This is a genomic window from Chryseobacterium sp. Marseille-Q3244 (assembly GCF_940807095.1).
Classification (GTDB): Bacteria; Bacteroidota; Bacteroidia; order Flavobacteriales; family Weeksellaceae; genus Chryseobacterium.
In genome coordinates, this window is sequence record NZ_CALNWX010000001.1 from 528,922 (window position 1) to 546,353 (window position 17,432).

The window sequence follows — 17,432 nt, forward strand, 5'->3', positions numbered from 1 at the left end:
GTATGAATGTAAATTTAATGCCTAAGCCGGTCAATTTTAAATTCGGAGAATATATTAACAAAGGTTTCGAACTTTTAAAGAAAGACTTCGGGAACATTTTTATCGCATTTTTAGTATGCATGATTATGTCGATTATTCCTTTTTGTGGGTTGTTAGCAATGGGTAATATGTATAAATATCTTCAAAAAATCAATAGAAATCAGCCTGCAAGCCCTGGGGATATTTTTGATTTTAAGGATTTTATGCCCTACCTTATTCTACAGTTAATTATTTTTGGAGGAGTTTTCATTATTTACATTCCACTGATTATTGTATTGGCTTTAACAGGAGCATTATCTAATAATGGGAATGATGCTGGTCCGCTTGCCATGATATTTGTAATTCCTTATGTAGTTTTTATCATAGTAGCCATCTACTATTTTGCTTTGAAAGCGTTCTACATTGTTCCATTGATCAGCCTGAAAGGAATTAAAGACTTAAAAACAGCATGGAATATTTCAAGAGTAATGACTCAGGGAAACCTTATAGCAATTCTTCTTTTCTCATTCGTGGTAGGCCTTTTAGCTCAAATCGGAGTTCTTGCGTGTGGGATCGGGATATTTCTTACCCTTCCTTTCGTATATACTGCTAATTATTTTGCTTATGAAGACGCTATTCAACAAATTGAACATGACGAAATCATTGAAATTGGATCTAAAAATGAATTTTAAAATTAAAAATATCAGTCTGAAACAGCCATTATTAATGATGGTATTCTTTGCTTTGCTGGGAATGTTGAATTCATGTTACAGTTTTACCGGATCTTCTCTTACAGATGAAAAAACGGTTCAGATCAATGAGTTTCCGAACAATGCATCTCTTGTAAATCCGACATTGTCACAACAGTTCTCAACAGATATTCAGAACAGGTTTTTACAGAGAACCACTCTGAAAGGAACAAAATCAAATCCTGATATCCTGATAGAAGGAGAAATTACAGATTATGCGATTACGCCTACCACCATCAGTTCCAATACGCAGACCAACCCTTCCGGTGGTGTAGTACAACAGGCTCAGAATAAGCTTACAATTACTGTGAAGGTGCATTACGAAAATAAAGTACACCCGGATTCCAGTTTTGACAGAACCTATAGTGATGAAGCTGCTTTTAACAGTAGCTTATCACAAAGTGAGATCGAAAACTCTCAAGTGAAGATTGTGACAGAAAGAATTATTAATAAGATATTTAACGATATTGTAGCGAATTGGTAAGATGAATCCCAGAGTTCTAGAATTAATAAAAAATCCGAAAAATATTCAGTCAGAAGACCTTGGACTTTTGAAGGAAGAGATTCACGCATTTCCCTATATTCAAAATATCAGGGCGCTCCATCTGTATGGAGTACACCTGTATGAAAAAGAAAACTATCAGAAAGAGCTTTCTACAACGGCAGCTTATACCACTGATAAAAAAATTCTTTATCAACTGATCAACGGGAAAATTCAGCAGGAAGTAAAAGAGAAAATAACTGAAGATAAACCTTCTGTAATAGCAGCTGAAAAGCCTGTTAAGTACAATTATAATGTCAAAGGTTTCCCGATAAAAAGAGAAGAAACCGCTCCGGCTCCGGAAAAAAATGAGGAAGAAGAAAAGGAAACATGTCTATTACAGACAGGACAGGAAGTTAAGCATCTCTATGTAAATGGAGAACGTAACAGAATTCTGTTTGAAGGGGAAGAAAATTTCCTGGATGAGGAAAATACAGAAACGATAGATCTTGAATCTACATTAGAATCAGGAACGTTGGTTACTCAGAAATCCGAACCGGAAACTACAGTATCGGTTCAACAGGAAGAAGAAAAAGTACAGGAGGAAATCGAAGAGAATGCAGGAGAAAATTTTACACCGGAAACCGTTATTAATGAAGACCAGATCGCTTCAGAAACTGTAGAAGAAAAAGTTGATGAAGAAGAAAATCTGAGTTTTGAGGGAACAGAATCCTTATCTCCGGAAGGAGCTGTTGAAGAAAATGTATCTGAAGTTCGAACAGAAGATGCCGAAGCTATTGCTGATGAAGAAGTTCCTGTTTCAGAAATTGAAGAAGAGCTTACAGAACAACCGGGTGCAGAATTAAGTTTCCACGCAACAGACGCATTCCTGCCGGATGTGAAAATCCAGGCCAATAATGAAGAAGGTATTGAACCTGTTGAAGTTTCTCCACTTAATGTAAATAAGCATGAGGAGGAAATGAGACGTCTGATTGAAGAGGTTGAGAAAAAGATGAAGGAGACTAAATCTGTTCCGCAAGAAGAGCAGGCAGGGCCGGAAGTTGTTGAAGATCATGAAATAAGCTTTGCAGAAACTCAAAGTTTCCACTTCTGGTCAACCGATCAGGAAAGTTCAGAAGAATCAGAAGAAGTAAATGAAGAGCCAGTACAGGAAGTAATAATTGAGGATACAGAATCTGAAGTAGAAGCTACAAAAGAAGAAGTTGTTGAAGAAGTTGTTCCTGAGGCTCAGACAACATGGAAGCCTATGAGTCTTGAATCTAATGTGCCTGATTCTTTAATTAATAAACCGGTAGATACGGCTGCTCCTGTAACAAACATTCCTGTAGTAACAGAAATACCTGCGGCTGAGACAAAAACGGAAAATATACAGTCTGTTGAAGAGCCTGAAACGGTAGTAGAAGTCTCTGCTGAAGATACTTCTATAGAAGAGGAAAAACAACCTACAAATACTGAAGAAGTTCAGGGCATTCCCGAAACGGATCGCCAGAAAAATGAGGAAGTTCCTGTAATGAATGTTTCATTCTTTGGTTCAGATATATCGAGTTTGAAAGTTGGAGAAGCGAAGCAAGAAACAGAAGAGCCTATAAAAGAAGAACCAATGAAGGAAGCGGCAGTAGAAAGCAATCCTCAGTCATCAATCAACAGCAACGTCCCTGGATTTATCAATACATGGCAGAGTTGGCTGAAAATAGACAGACCAGATGAGGTTGAAAAAGAAAAAGAAGAAATCAAGGAAAAAGCGATTGAAACTTTTATCGAAAACAACCCTAGGATCAGTCAGTTGAAAGAAGAAAGCTCATATGTTGTCAAAGAAAAGAATGATGATATTTCCCACCTGATGACCGAAACATTGGCGAATCTTTATTTTGAACAGAAACTATATTCAAAAGCAATTAAAGCATTTGATATCCTGATTAAAAAGCATCCGGAGAAGAAAGAATATTTCGAAACCAGAATTAAAGAGATCAAAGATTTTAGGAGTAAAAACTAAAATATAATATAAAAGGTACAGCTATAATAGACTGTACCTTTGTTTTTTATTCAGTTGATGGCGTTTTTTTACCCCGAATTTTTCGCCATGCTTTTCGCCCATATACAACTACCAATATCAATAAAGTAATAGCCAGAACAGCTGCAATAATGGGTGCAACCATAGCAAGTATAGTCATGATACCTGCTCCTGCTGTTTCGGTAGTTCCTACTACAGAATTTCCCAATCCTCCTGTGGTCGCAGTAGAAGCGGCCCGTATTCCTGCAAAGCCCGAGCTTATGGTAGCTGCTGTTCCTCCACCCGCAATTAGAGCCAGCGCCCATTGTGGAAATGTGCCCAATTCGGCAAACTGGCTGGCGAATAAGATAGAACCGGCTACAGTCGCCATAGGAACAGAAATAGTATCCAGTAAATGATCTACGAATGGAATATAATAAGCCAGAATCTCGACAACCGTTGCTATTCCCGTAGTGATGAGTGCTGGCAAGCCCGCCAGCCATTCAAAGCTCTCATTCATCGGAATCCAGTGAAAATAAGAAGCAAGGCTTACAGCAAACAAAGGAAGAAAGACCCTGAAGCCTGTAGCAGCAGATAGTCCAATGCCGATAAAGGCACTAATGACATACGAAAGATAGGGAACTTGATCCAACATATTAATTTTCAGATTTATTGTTTCCTATAAAATTACAAAAAGTATGTGAGATTTGAAGTGTTATGAGGAGGTTCGATTTGGGATTCGGTTGACAAAGTGTGTCGTTTCGGGTTGTATATTGCATAATAAGCAAAACCCTATGAAATACAGACTTGATAGAAGTTTGTATAGGCAATTATCTGTGTTACTCTTATCTATAGTAAGAAAAATAATATGCCAAATAAGAAATAAAAACCTGTGATAAAGTATTAAACACAGATTTTCATGGATTCTTATTATGTAAAGGAAAATTACTTTTTCTGGGCCTCACAAAGCTTGATAAACTGTGTTTCTACATCTTGAAATTTTGGAGGCATTTCAGAAGAAACCCAGAACATCATAGCGATAGTTTTTTCTCCAAAAGCTTCTTGAAATAAGGCTTTGTTTAGCCTATAACATTCTCTAAGCAATCTTTTGATACGGTTTCTGTGAACCGCTCTCTTAAAATATCTTTTAGAAACAGAAACCCCAAATTTTCCGCTTTCAATCGGAAGAGTAGGCTTATCTTTGAGAATAATGATTCTCAGATTTCCAGAAGTTCTCCATTTACCTTTTTCAAAAAGTAAACTGATTTCTGTATTTTTTTTGAGCTTTTCCGCTCTGGGATATTTGGAATTCTGCATTAATCTTTTTCCACTAAATAATTAATCACTTCAGCAGCAGCATAAAGTCCAAAAATGGCTGGCATATAACTTATCGTTCCGTAAAAAGATCTTTTATAATTTGTTCCGTCGGTCATTTTCAGGCTTTCCTCGTCCTGAATATCATTGGCAAAAACACAACGCACTCCTTTGTCAATTTTTACTTTTCTCAGTCTTTTTCTTATCTGTCTTGCAAGATGGCAATGCTCGGTTTTACTGATGTCTCTTACCAATACCTTGCTCGGGTCTGTCTTTCCACCAGCTCCCATTGAGCTTATCACCTTTATTTTTTTTCTTTTAGCAGCAATAATTAAGCTTAATTTTGGAGTGACGCTGTCTATACAATCCAGGACATAATCAAATGGTGATGAATCCAGCACTTCCTCCATTCTTTCAGGATTCAGAAACTCATTGATTTTTGTTAATTTAAGGTCAGGATTAATATCCAGCAATCTTTCGGCAACAACTTCTACTTTATGTTTCCCAACAGTGGATCGTAAAGCGGGAAGCTGTCTGTTTACGTTGGTAATGTCTACAGTATCTCCATCTACAATGGTCATTGTTCCAACACCAGCTCTTGCCAGGAATTCTGCTGCAAAGGAACCCACACCACCTAACCCTACAACAAGAACAGTTGCTTTGTTCAATTTTTCCAAACCTTCTTCCTTAATAAGAAGTTCTGTTCTTTCCAACCAGTATTTATCCATTTTGTATTGCCTCTAAATTTTCTATAATTTGTTTATTTAAACTTTCCAGTGAAATCTCTTTGAGCTCCGAAACTTTCAGATATAATTCTTTAATATCAAAATCATCATTATCCGTTTCTAAAAAAAAACGATGTAAAGGAGTAGATTTCAAAGTTTGCTGCAAAGATAAATTATACAAAACAGCTTTTCCAAAACTCAGGTAAAAATTATTGGCCAGAAGATCCTCAGCAATTTTCTGTTTTTTATTAAAACCATGAATAATCATGGGCTGTTCTGCTTTTTTCTTAAAAGAAATCACCTCGTAAAATTTTTTTACACAGTGTACAATAACAGGTTTTTTTACCTCATTGGAAATATTGATCTGTCTTAAAAAAACTTCCTCCTGAATGTTCTGATCGATTGGAACCAAAGAATCCAGCCCACATTCACCTATGGCAAAACAGTTCTGAAACATCATATTTCTCATCCAGTTCAGCTGGTGATCTATATTATTACTATCAATATCATTGGGGTGTATTCCTATTGAATAAAGGGAATCCGGCGGAATTTGCCCTATGTCCAAATTGTAAATTCCGTCTTTGATGTATTTTTTATGATGATGAAAATCAAAAAATTCCATATTCAAAAATACGACTATTTGGAATTAATATAAAATTATTAAACGATCGTTTATAAATGTGTTAAAAATTTCTTAACTTTACTCAAAGTGCACTTCATGAAAAAAAAATTTACTGAAAAACAGATTCACATACTGGATATTGCAGAAGAATTAATTGCAAAAAAAGGGTACGAAGGAACTTCTGTGAGAGATATTTGTTCTAAAGCCAATATCAATGTCGCTATGATCTCTTATTACTTCGGTTCTAAAGAGAAAATGATGTCTTACCTTTATCAATATAGAGTATTAAAGACGAGGGAAAATTTTTCAGAATTTGCGGATACGATCAAAGAAGGAAAGCCAGAAATGCAGATGCGTGAAATGATAAAATATATTGTTTCCCAGCTCTTCAAATATAATTATTTTCATGGGTTTGTTACCCAGGAACTCCGTCATACAGAGAATTTAAAGGACGAATTGCTTGATTTTTATCAGCTGTTTGTAAAAAAACTGGATGAAGTCATCAAAAAAGGAGTGGCCTCCGGAGTGTTTACCTTTACGCCAAAGCCGGAAGATATTCTTACCATGATTATCGGCTCTACTTTATTTGTGATCCGGAATAAAAATTTTTATGAGCTTTATGTACCGAGTAAAAACGAAGAAGCTTATGCAAAAGAGGCTGAGAAGAAAGTAAGAATGAATCTTTTATTGAGTGTTTTTGCAATTTTAGGATACGCTGCAGACTAAAATTACGTTAAATATTCATAAAAAAAAATCTATTGGCAAAAAAGTTATATTTTTGCAAATTAGTAAATCGGCTGTATAATCCGAAAACTGTTGAACTTTTTATATGAAAAAATATATTTTAGGTCTTTTTGCTGTAGCAGTGGTGGCATCATGTGTAAGCCAGCAAGAAAGAGCAATGAAGAGTGCTGATAAAGATTTTATCTTAAAAGCTGCCAATGAAAACTTCGCTAAGAAAAAGTGGAAAAATGCATTGGCTCTTTATGACAGACTTGCGAACCTTGTAGCAGGAACGGATGATTTTCCTAACGTAGGTTTCAATACAGCTTATGCCAACTACTATGATAAAAGTTATAAACTGGCAGGTCATCAGTTTAAAAACTTTGCGGTTAACTTTCCAAAAGATCCAAGAGCAGAAGAAGCGGCTTATATGTCTGCATTATGCTACTATGAAGGGTCTATGGATTATAACCTGGATCAGTCAAGTACAGAATTAGCGGTGAATGAACTTCAGGACTTCCTGAACAACTATCCGAATTCAGAAAGATCAAAGAATATCAGTCAGCTTATTGACGAATTAACTTATAAGCTAGAATTTAAGGCTTATGAGAACGGAAGACAATACTTTAAAATGGGTGAGTACAAAGCTGCTAACGTAGCCTTGGAAAATGTATTGGAAGACTTCCCGAGTACGAAACTTCGTCCGAAAATTTATGATTATATCATGAAATCCCGTTATGAATTGGCCATGAAGTCTATTTATAATCTTAAAGACGAACGTATTGAAAGTGCTTTGACCTATGTGAAAATGGTTGAAAAAGAGCTTCCTAATACAGAGTACTCTAAGACAGCATCTGATCTGAGAGCAAAACTGGAAAAAGAAAAGGAGCATTTTGTAGTGGTTAAAAAAGAAACCGAAGTAAAAATTGCCGCTTTAACAGCTAAGCAAAAGAAAGAGGCTGAAAAGCTTGCCAGCCAGGATAAAAAAGAGCAGCAGATTAAAGATCAGATCAGCAATGAAAAGCAGGCAAAGCAGATGCAGAGGGATAGTGCGGCACTTCAGACCCCTCCACCTGCAGCGACTTTCAAAATTAAAAGATAATTCGTAAATTTGCCATCTTAAAATAAAAATAATTTTCTCAAAATGAGTGTAAAAGATACAAAAGCAGAAGTAAATACTATTACTTACGACAAAGATAAGATTGAAGATAAAGTAGGTTCAATCTACGAAGCTATTGTTATCATGGGAAAGAGAGCAGAGCAAATCAATGCGGAGATCCGTACGGAGCTTCACAATAAATTGGATGAATTTGCTGTTCACAATTCTACATTAGAAGAAGTTTTCGAAAACAGAGAACAGATTGAGATCTCTAAGCATTACGAAAAACTTCCAAAGCCAACTTCAATTGCTATTGAAGAGTGGTTAAATGAAGACGTGTATTTCAGAAAAACAGAAGAGAGAAAGTAATCTTCTGTCTTTTTTATAAACAAAGGTCATAAAGGAATTACGTTCTTTTATGACCTTTGCTGTTTTAAACCGTGATTGTAAGAAAAAATAAGTATTTTAGTATTTCAAAAAAATTAAAGCTAAATGAGTGTTTCCGGTAAAAAGATCCTTATTGCTGTTTCTGGAGGAATAGCAGCCTATAAAGTTCACTTTCTGATAAGAGACTTTGTAAAACAAGGAGCCGAAGTACAGGTGATTATGACCCCCGATGCAGAACATTTTGTAACCAAACTGAGTTTGGCTACTTTATCGAAGAAACCTGTTTATTCCGATTTTTATGATAACAACGGAACCTGGAACAGCCATGTTGAACTTGCTTTATGGGCAGATGTAATGATTGTGGCTCCATGTACCGCCAATACTTTATCTAAAATGATGCACGGAATGTGTGATAATCTCGTTATTGCAACATATATGTCTGCAAAATGCCCTGTATTTATTGCTCCGGCAATGGATTTGGATATGTACGCGCATCCTTCTACGAAAAAAAACCTCGAATTGGCGGTAAGCTATGGACACAGTATCATTCCTGCTGAAAACGGAGAGCTGGCAAGTGGCCTTATCGGGCAGGGAAGAATGGCTGAGCCATCAACGATTTTCAGTTCAATTGAAGATTACTTTGCAGATCATACAACTGAAAAAAGTTTGGAGGGAAAAACCGTTTTAATTACTGCAGGTCCTACCTATGAGGCAATTGATCCTGTGAGATTCATCGGAAACCATTCTTCAGGAAAAATGGGGTTTTCTTTGGCTGAAGAGGCTTCAAAAAGAGGTGCAAAAGTTATTCTAATCTCAGGACCAAGTTCACAAATCCTTACCGATAAAAGGGTAGAACTGCATAAAGTAACTTCTGCAAAAGAAATGCTGGCTAAAGTATTTGAGTTTTATGACAGGATCGATATCGGGATTGCAAGTGCTGCTGTGGCAGATTATGCGCCGAAGGATATTGCCAAGGAAAAGATCAAAAAAAATGATGAAAACCTAACCATTGAATTGGTGAAAAATCCAGATATTCTTAAAACAATGGGTGAAAAGAAAACCCATCAGTTTCTGGTAGGCTTTGCTTTGGAAACTCAAAATGAAGAGGAAAATGCCAAAGGAAAACTAGAGAAGAAAAATCTTGATATGATTGTGCTGAACTCTCTACGTGATGAAGGGGCTGGTTTTAAAAATGATACCAATAAAATTAAAATATTCACCAAAACAGAGAAAAGAGAATTTGATTTGAAGTCGAAAGGAGAAGTAGCAAAAGATATTCTCAATTTTGTTGAATCTCAGCTTTTAAAATAATTTTAATAAATTTCCGTTCTCAATTTTTAATAGACCATGAAATCGTCAGAATTTGCAAAGACAATATCTATGGGGATAATACGATTACATATGACATTAAAAAAACAATAAGCATCTCCATATGAAAAAAATTATAAGTTTATTTTTTCTGTTATTTATCTGTAATCTTGGTTTTTCCCAGGAGTTGTTGGCAACTGTTCAGGTGAACTCCCAACAAATAGGAGGAAGTAACCAGCAGGCCTTTAAAGCTTTGGAGAAAAGTCTTAGGGATTTTATCAATAATACCAGCTGGACGGGAAAGAAGTTACAGAATTTTGAAAAAATCAAGTGTGGGTTTTCGATTGTCATTGCTGAAAGAGATGTCAACAAATTCAAAGGGTCTATCGTTGTACAGGCAGTGCGTCCGGTTTATAATACCACATATGAGTCTCCTTTACTGAATCTTCAGGATCAGCGCTTTAGTTTTGAATATATTGAGAACGAAAACCTTATTTTCAATGAAAGACAGTTTTCCGGAAAGAACCTTACTGATGTAATCAGTTTCTATATTTACCTTATTTTGGGTTATGATGCAGACAGTTTCCAGTCTATGGGGGGAACTCAATGGTTTTCAAAAGCTCAGCAGATTGCTCAAAATTCTCAAAACAGAAACTATGACGGCTGGAATACAATCAACGAACCGAGAAGCCGTACCATATTAATCAATGAAATTATGAATCCCAACTGGAGCCAGTTGAGATCTACCATGTATACTTATCACAGATCCGGGATGGATAACCTTTTTAATCAGGATCAGACCCCAGGTAAAAAAGTGATTTTTGATGCCCTTATGCAGCTTAAGATGTATGAGAATACTTTCCAACAAGGGTTTTTCTTCAATCTTTTCATGGATACAAAGAGTGATGAAATCTTCAATGTTTTCAATTCCGGTAATAATGGCGGACTTATCCTTAATGATCTGAAGCAGACTATGATTATTCTTTCTCCTAAAAACATTGATAATAAGTGGAATAAGTGGAAGGTTTAGCATCTTGCTTATATGAGAGGTGAATGCATGAAATGGTTCCATTGTTTTTGGGGTAAGCATTTTGAATTTTTCATTGGTGTTTGATATTATTTTCTATATTTGTTATTATAATACTTAATTATTACCAAATCTTAATATTATGAAATCAAAAATCAAATCACAAAAGTTAACCAGAGATCAGCAAAAAAACATTTTAGGAAGTGGTCCAATCTCTTACGGATGCAGTGGCTGCTGCTTGTGGGCAATTCAAGACGGTGTAAGAACATGTATAGGATACTATCCTCCTAACAGAGATTGTACTTGCATGGTTTAAAATACTGTATTGAGAGATATATGAATTGATCTCAATCGTATAAAGATAAAAGCCATATAAAAACAGGAATTGTATTTGTAGCCGGCTGTAATTTTTAAAAGTAATCCTCAAAAGCCTCAGATGGCTTTAAGGATTACTTTTTTTAATATGTTTATTAAGATATGTTGGGTTGTTATTTCAGTATCTTGATTTTTGAAACTGGTCTAATGGTAGGTTTTCCCCGTTTCAATATGGAGATTTAAAAATTTCACAGGATTGCCATTCTCAGATATTGAATACTGACTTCTAAAGTTCTATATTTGCATTTAAAGTAACTCGTCGTTTATCCATGCTTTCAAGAATTTACATTAAGAATTTTGCCCTGATTGATACCCTTGAAGTATCATTGAATAACGGTCTTCAGGTAATTACCGGAGAAACAGGAGCTGGGAAATCCATTATTTTGGGTGCATTGCGCCTTATTCTCGGAGAAAGGGCAGATGTAAAATCAATCTCAAAAGCAGAAGAAAAAAGTATTGTAGAAACTGAGTTTGCTTTAAATAATCAATTCAAGAAATTCTTTATTGAAAACGATCTTGATTATGAATTGCAAACCATCATCAGAAGAGAAATATTACCATCCGGAAAGTCAAGGGCATTTATCAATGATGTTCCGGTAACGCTGGATATATTGAAAGAACTTTCTTCTCAATTAATAGATATTCATTCTCAATTTGAAACTTCCAATCTTTTTACCTCAGAATATCAGTTTAAAATCATTGATGGACTTTCTGAAAATAAAAAGATCATTGATGATTATCAGCAGGAGTTTTCAGCGTTTCAGAATTTGAAAACATTGCTGAAAAAACTGAAAACACAACTTTCAGAAGCCAATAAAGAAAGTGATTATAAAGATTTTCTGCTTAACGAACTTGAAGAATTAAAACTGGATGATGTAGATTACGAAGATATTCAAAACCAGTTAGCTGTTCAGGAAAATGCAGGAATGATCTCTGAAAATGTTGGTCAGATTCTGTCAAGGTTTCATCAGGAAGAAATTGGAATTCTTTCATTCTTTAATGAAGCCAAAGCTAAGCTTTCCAGAATTGCGGGTATTTCAACCAGTTTTGCTGAATTGGATCAAAGACTTGAAATCTCATTTGTAGAGTTAAAAGACATTATTTCCGAGTTGGAACATGAATCAGAGAAACTGGAGATCAATCCGGAAAATCTTATCGTTCTTACCGAGTTGAATAACAAAATCAATGCTTTATTCCTTAAACATAATGTTTCAGGCCTTACTGAGCTGATTGAGATCAGAAATGAACTTGCAGGAGATCAGAAAGGAGCTTCAGAGCTGGAAGCACAAATTATTGAAACTGAAGAAAACATTGCTGAAAAAGAAAAAATACTTCAGATTCTGGCTGAAAAGCTTTCCAAAAACAGAAAAAAGAATGTTCCTGTTTTCATTAAAAAAGCAGAGGGACTGCTTAAAAAGCTAGGTCTTGAAAAAGCGAGAGTAGATATAGAATTGCAGGATGCTGAAGAGTTTAATCTATTTGGAAAAGAAAATATCCAGCTTTTATTCCAGGCCAATTCAGGATTTCCTTTAAAGCCTATCCAGACAGCCATTTCTGGTGGGGAAAGATCAAGAGTGATGTTGGCGGTAAAAAAGATCATTGCAGAAAGTGATGAATTACCAACATTGATTTTAGACGAAATTGATACCGGAGTTTCAGGAAAAGTAGCCGAAGAAATCGGAAATCTTATGCGTGAAATGTCTGAAGATATGCAACTGATTGTTATTTCCCACCTTGCACAGGTTGCAGCCAAAGGAAATGATAATTATAAAGTGGTAAAGCAGGATATTGCCGGGAAAACTCAATCTACCATCATTCCATTGAGTGATGGTGAAAAACTGAATGAAATTGCACAGTTGCTTTCAGGGAGTAAGATTACCGAAGCAGCTCTTGCTCAGGCTAAAGAACTTATTGGCTAAGAGGCTGTAACGTTTTTTACCTTATAGTTACTAATGTAAAAAACTCAACTATGTTTCTAAAGTTCCTTAAGCTGGAAATTAAAAGCTTCTTCCGTGGTACATCTTTAGGGATCAATCTTACCATGAAGATTTTAAGATTCATTGCGATTCTTTATTTCATGGGCTGTCTTACTGGTGGGGCCTTTCTGGTCTTTATGTATGTACAGGAAGAAATGCATCAGGATCCTTTAAAGATTGTTTCCAAATTCTTACTTATAGGCTGGGTGGTAGATTTAGCCATTAAATATCTCTGGCAGGAAATTCCAACGCAGAATATTAAGCCCTTTCTTACTTTGAATATTAAAAGGAGAACCCTGGTCAATTATCTTTTAGTAAAAACCTTTTTTTCAGCCTTCAGTTGGCTGAACTCTCTCTTTTTTATTACATTTTCTGGAATTGCATTATTTCACGGCTATAGTGTCGTGGGAGTTTTGTCGTGGCTGATTGGTATTTCATCATTATTTTACCTGAATAGTTTTATCAATATTTTTCTGAACAGTACAGAAAAGATTGCGATTGCTGTGGCGATAGTATTTGCGATAGTAGGCGCGTTAGGTTATTATAATATTATCCCGGTACTTTCTTATTCAGAAATGGCCTTCCATAGTCTTTATGAAAACCCATATCTTTCACTGATTCCTATTGCTTTGTTTGCCCTATTTTGGATCTTCTGTTTTAGGTATATCCGTAAAGAATTTTATCTGGATCAGGGTCTTGAGGCTAAAAAGTCAGTAGGGAAAACAGAGAATATTGCATTTCTGAATAAATATGGGGTCATAGGAACGTTCATCAATAACGATATTAAAATGTTGAAGCGTAATAAAGTAGCCAAAGGGATTCTTTTGGGAAGTTTTATGTTTCTTTTCTATGGATTGCTGATGTATACTTCTAAAGCTTATAAAACTCCGGCAATGACTATGTTTATGGGACTTTTTGTAACCGGTGGTTTTCAGTTTCTGTTTGGACAAAGGGTTCCTGCGTTTGACAGCTCTTATTACCCTCTGATGATGACCCTGAATGTCCCTTACAAAGAATATTTAAAAGCCAAGTGGTGGCTGATGAATATTGTGACTGGAGTTTCAATTATTATAGCCGCTGTCTATACTTATTTTGGATGGGAAATTTATGTTACTTTTTTTGCTGCCGGACTTTATAATATTGGAGTGAATTCACAATTTACCCTTTGGTCCGGAGCCTTTAATAAAACCCAGATTGATCTTAATTCAAAAGAAAAAAGATTTGGACAGAAAAATAGTTTCAATCTGAAGTCAATGTTATTGATGATTCCTAAAATGTTGCTTCCTATGGCTGTATTTGCCGGTGCAAAATCTCTTTTTGGAATTACGGCAGGCGTTATAAGTATTGCCATAATGGGACTGATAGGATTTTTACTGCGGGAAAAAATCTTTGATATCATTGTAAGGCATTATAAAAGAGAAAAATACAGCACATTAGATGCATTTAAAAATAAAGACTAAGCTATGATTACTATCAATAATTTATCTAAAACATACGGGACGGCAACCGTTCTGAACATTGAACATCTTGAAATCCCTAATGGTGAAACTTTTGGTCTGGTAGGAAATAATGGGGCTGGGAAAACGACTCTTTTCAGTTTGATGCTGGATCTTATTCAGGCAAGTACAGGTTTTGTAAGCATTGATGGAATAAAAGTAAATGAATCAGAGATCTGGAAAAACAAAGTTTCCGCATTTGTAGATGATTCCTTTCTTATTGGCTATCTGACTCCGGAGGAATATTTTTATTTCATCGGTGAATTGAGAGAACAGAATAAGGCTTCCGTAGATGATTTTTTAAAACCCTTTCACGATCTTTTTAACGGTGAGATCCTTGCATCCGGTAAATATATCAGGGATCTTTCGAAAGGGAATCAGAAAAAAGTAGGAATTGTAGGAGCCATTATTGGAAATCCTGAAATCATTATTCTGGATGAACCATTCGCTAACCTGGATCCCTCTACCCAGATCAAGCTTAAAAATCTCATCAAAGAATTATCAAAACAGGACGGTGTAACTTTTCTTATTTCCAGTCATGATTTATCCCATACTACAGAAGTTTGCAACAGAATTGTAGTGGTAAACAAAGGACAATTAGTAAAAGATATCCAAACAACACCTGAGACCCTGAAAGATCTGGAACAGTATTTTTCAGATCAGGTATCCGGCCCGAATGAATTGGCCGGATTATAAATTTAAAAGACAGGAACGCTCTATTTCCTGTCTTTTTTACCACTCAAATAATTCAAAGTAAAAAATATTTTTTTTTGTGTAACCTTTTACAATTTTGATTGTCATTATAGTAGAAACAGTATTAGAATGAAATTTTTGTTCGGAAATAAAAAAGATGATTTGTTGAGCCTTCTGAAAAAACAGGATCCGGCTGCACAGAAGCTTTTCTATGAACAGAATGTAAAGAGATTTCTAAGTGTGGCAAAAAGTTATGTAAGTGACTTATACCAGGCGGAAGATTGTCTCATTAAAGCATTCTGTAAAATATTTAAGCATATAGAAAGCTTCAGGGAAGAAGCAAATCTGGAAAGCTGGGCAAGGAGAATTGTTGTGAATGAATGTCTGAATTTTATTAAAAGCCATAAAACGGTATTTTATCTCGATGAGATCAATCAGTCTTTTCAGGAAGATATTCATGAACCGAATATTGAATTTGATTTTAATGCACAGGAATTGTTGGATCAGTTGCCGGATGCTTACAGGATGGTTTTCAATCTGTATGTATTAGAGGGGTATTCTCATCAGGAGATTGCTGATACCTTGCAGATTTCTCTTGCAGTGAGCAAAACACAGTTGTTCAGAGCAAAAGAAAAATTAAGAAAGATCTACTTTCAACAACAAAAAAAAATGAAAAATGAACACGTCTAAAGATAATTTTGAATGGCACATCAGAAAACAGATTGAAGAACGAGAAATTACCCCTTCCAGAGATTTGTGGTCTGAAATTGAGCTGCAATCCGAAAATAAAACGGTCACAACAGGATCAAAAATAAACTGGTTTTTAGTCGCTGCATGTATTGTGCTAAGTTTCAGCTTAGGAACGGTTTTATTCTTACTGAAAGATTCATCATCTGTTCAACCCGAATTGGTAAAGAAAACACCACAACATGATGTGGAACAAGTAATCACCATGCCGGAGCAGGAGCCTGCTCAGCTTGCAGAGAAGAATAATACAAAGAAAGAACTGAAAAACACTTCCATTCCAAAAGGAACTGAAGAGATAGCAGCTTTACCTATAACGAAAGAAAGTAAATTGAGCTCCAAAGAAATAATGGCTGAAAAGAAACTTGAAATACTTCAAATTCAGACTCCTAAAATTCTTGCAAAGACAGACTCTTCAAAAGTTCAGATAAAAAAGAAAAAATATGTGGATCCCTCCACACTTCTCTTCTCAGTAGAACATAAAGATGTGATTGAAAAAACAAAAGGTGGAAGCAATGTGGCTACTATAGAATTGAATACTAAATAATTATCTCCAAATAATAAAAAAAATAATAACATGATCAAGAAATTAATCGTAATGGGAATGGTGTGCCTTGTTTCGACATCATTTTATGCACAAAAGAAGTTCAATATCAATTTGTCTAAAAAAGATACTGAAGTAAGCCCTATTGTGAAAGAGAAAGTTGAAGAATATGCAACAAAAATTAATGCAATTATTCAGGAAGAAAAGAAATTGATGGGAGAAGAGCTTGAGGTATTGAAATCCAGAAATCTTGATACTGCAGATTTTAATAGAGAAAAAGCTCAGATTGCAGATCGTTATTCAGAAAAAATGGATAAAAGAATTGAAGATCTTGGATTTGATCTGGATGAGGTCATCCAAAAGCAGGTCAGATATTCACTTTTAAATACTGATGTGAACTCTAATGAAGAACTTAAAGCAAAGTTGTTAAAGAAATTTCGCCCAACGAGAAACCTTACCGGATATTTTTCTTATGGTGTAATGACGCTTACCAATAATCTGCCAGATAATGAGTTAGATAAGAATATAGGATACGCTAATAATCTCGAATTTGGATTAAAACTAAACTATCAGCTAAGCAGAACAAGCCCGTGGGCAGTAATTTCCGGATTAGGATTTTCCTGGAGGACCATTAGAATGGATAATAATATGTTATTTACAAAAGGTCCGGAGTATGGAGTTGCTCTTGAGCAATATAGCGGAAACCTGAGTAAAAATAAATTGAGAACAGGCTATATTATGGTTCCGCTAGGAATGCAGTATAATTTTTCAAAACTTAAAAATGGAGGAATGGATATTCAGTACCGAAATTATTACAGAGGGTTCAAAGTAGGAGCCAATGTATACGGAGGAGTGAAAATGACGACCAATAATATTGTAAAAGGAAACGAAGGCGAGATAAGAAACAAAGGAAATTATCAGGTAAATCCTTTTGTGTATGGAGCCCAGCTTACTTTTTCGTATAACAGTATCAGTATATTTGTGAAGAAAGATTTTAGTAATTTCTTTAAAGACAATTATTTTAAAAATGATAAAGCTCTTATTTTCGGAGTTTCTATTGGAATAGAATAATACTTATTCATATCAATTAAAAAACACTGGAGAAAGCTCTCCAGTGTTTTTATTTAAAGTCTATGAATG

General features: G+C 35.3%; 18 protein-coding genes. 14 read left to right on the top strand and 4 right to left on the bottom strand.

Going from position 1 to position 17,432, the window contains the following annotated elements; translation table 11 throughout:
* The first annotated feature begins 2 nt into the window (after window positions 1-2).
* From NBX25_RS02460 to NBX25_RS02470, 3 genes are read left to right on the top strand one after another with little or no spacing between them, the layout of a single operon-like run.
* A complete protein-coding gene (locus NBX25_RS02460) occupies window positions 3-710 on the top strand; it encodes a hypothetical protein (protein WP_123909670.1) in 708 nt (235 codons plus the stop codon).
* The gene (locus NBX25_RS02465; protein ID WP_123909671.1) at window positions 700-1,251 is read left to right on the top strand and encodes an LptE family protein; all 552 of its coding nucleotides are present in this window, start codon (window positions 700-702) and stop codon (window positions 1,249-1,251) included. The genes NBX25_RS02460 and NBX25_RS02465 overlap by 11 nt, the downstream gene beginning before the upstream one ends.
* Before the next feature lies 1 nt (window position 1,252).
* Complete coding sequence (locus NBX25_RS02470) at window positions 1,253-3,262, top strand: DUF8458 domain-containing protein (RefSeq protein ID WP_250252687.1); 2,010 nt, start codon at window positions 1,253-1,255, stop codon at window positions 3,260-3,262.
* 46 nt (window positions 3,263-3,308) lie between these two features.
* Here NBX25_RS02470 and NBX25_RS02475 read toward each other — a convergent pair whose 3' ends face one another.
* From NBX25_RS02475 to NBX25_RS02490, 4 genes are all read right to left on the bottom strand, one after another.
* Window positions 3,309-3,914 carry a DUF4126 domain-containing protein gene (locus NBX25_RS02475; RefSeq protein WP_123909673.1) on the bottom strand — a complete coding sequence of 202 codons (606 nt, stop codon included), beginning with the start codon at window positions 3,912-3,914 and terminating at the stop codon, window positions 3,309-3,311.
* A 290-nt stretch (window positions 3,915-4,204) separates the two neighbouring features.
* Complete coding sequence (gene rnpA / locus NBX25_RS02480) at window positions 4,205-4,576, bottom strand: ribonuclease P protein component (protein WP_123909674.1); 372 nt, start codon at window positions 4,574-4,576, stop codon at window positions 4,205-4,207.
* The gene (locus tag NBX25_RS02485; protein WP_123909675.1) at window positions 4,576-5,301 is read right to left on the bottom strand and encodes a tRNA threonylcarbamoyladenosine dehydratase; all 726 of its coding nucleotides are present in this window, start codon (window positions 5,299-5,301) and stop codon (window positions 4,576-4,578) included. Before NBX25_RS02485 ends, rnpA begins: the two co-directional genes overlap by 1 nt.
* A complete protein-coding gene (locus tag NBX25_RS02490; protein ID WP_250252789.1) occupies window positions 5,294-5,920 on the bottom strand; it encodes a TatD family hydrolase in 627 nt (208 codons plus the stop codon). The genes NBX25_RS02485 and NBX25_RS02490 overlap by 8 nt, the downstream gene beginning before the upstream one ends.
* A 96-nt stretch (window positions 5,921-6,016) precedes the next feature.
* Here NBX25_RS02490 and NBX25_RS02495 point away from each other — a divergent pair, with 96 nt between their 5' ends.
* The 11 genes from NBX25_RS02495 (at window position 6,017) to NBX25_RS02545 (ending at window position 17,363) form a co-directional block, all read left to right on the top strand.
* Window positions 6,017-6,646, top strand: coding sequence for a TetR/AcrR family transcriptional regulator (locus NBX25_RS02495; RefSeq protein WP_066693165.1), 630 nt, complete (start codon window positions 6,017-6,019; stop codon window positions 6,644-6,646).
* 103 nt (window positions 6,647-6,749) lie between these two features.
* Entirely contained in the window at window positions 6,750-7,745 is a 996-nt protein-coding gene (locus NBX25_RS02500) for an outer membrane protein assembly factor BamD (protein ID WP_123909676.1), read from the top strand.
* 42 nt (window positions 7,746-7,787) lie between these two features.
* Window positions 7,788-8,111, top strand: coding sequence for a DNA-directed RNA polymerase subunit omega (locus NBX25_RS02505; protein WP_034681463.1), 324 nt, complete (start codon window positions 7,788-7,790; stop codon window positions 8,109-8,111).
* A gap of 123 nt (window positions 8,112-8,234) precedes the next feature.
* The gene (coaBC, locus tag NBX25_RS02510) at window positions 8,235-9,440 is read left to right on the top strand and encodes a bifunctional phosphopantothenoylcysteine decarboxylase/phosphopantothenate--cysteine ligase CoaBC (protein WP_123909677.1); all 1,206 of its coding nucleotides are present in this window, start codon (window positions 8,235-8,237) and stop codon (window positions 9,438-9,440) included.
* 121 nt (window positions 9,441-9,561) lie between these two features.
* Window positions 9,562-10,467: a type IX secretion system protein PorD gene (gene porD / locus NBX25_RS02515; RefSeq protein ID WP_250252688.1), complete on the top strand. Its 906-nt coding sequence runs from the start codon at window positions 9,562-9,564 to the stop codon at window positions 10,465-10,467.
* Between the two features lie 641 nt (window positions 10,468-11,108).
* A complete protein-coding gene (locus NBX25_RS02520; protein ID WP_250252689.1) occupies window positions 11,109-12,758 on the top strand; it encodes a DNA repair protein RecN in 1,650 nt (549 codons plus the stop codon).
* Between the two features lie 50 nt (window positions 12,759-12,808).
* Window positions 12,809-14,275, top strand: a complete 1,467-nt coding sequence (locus NBX25_RS02525; RefSeq protein ID WP_250252690.1) for a DUF5687 family protein — start codon at window positions 12,809-12,811, stop codon at window positions 14,273-14,275.
* A gap of 3 nt (window positions 14,276-14,278) precedes the next feature.
* A complete protein-coding gene (locus NBX25_RS02530; RefSeq protein ID WP_250252691.1) occupies window positions 14,279-15,007 on the top strand; it encodes an ABC transporter ATP-binding protein in 729 nt (242 codons plus the stop codon).
* 126 nt (window positions 15,008-15,133) lie between these two features.
* Window positions 15,134-15,694 carry an RNA polymerase sigma factor gene (locus NBX25_RS02535; RefSeq protein WP_123909682.1) on the top strand — a complete coding sequence of 187 codons (561 nt, stop codon included), beginning with the start codon at window positions 15,134-15,136 and terminating at the stop codon, window positions 15,692-15,694.
* The gene (locus tag NBX25_RS02540; protein ID WP_250252692.1) at window positions 15,681-16,295 is read left to right on the top strand and encodes a hypothetical protein; all 615 of its coding nucleotides are present in this window, start codon (window positions 15,681-15,683) and stop codon (window positions 16,293-16,295) included. The genes NBX25_RS02535 and NBX25_RS02540 overlap by 14 nt, the downstream gene beginning before the upstream one ends.
* A 30-nt stretch (window positions 16,296-16,325) precedes the next feature.
* Window positions 16,326-17,363, top strand: a complete 1,038-nt coding sequence (locus tag NBX25_RS02545; protein WP_250252693.1) for a porin family protein — start codon at window positions 16,326-16,328, stop codon at window positions 17,361-17,363.
* The last annotated feature ends 69 nt before the right edge of the window (window positions 17,364-17,432 follow it).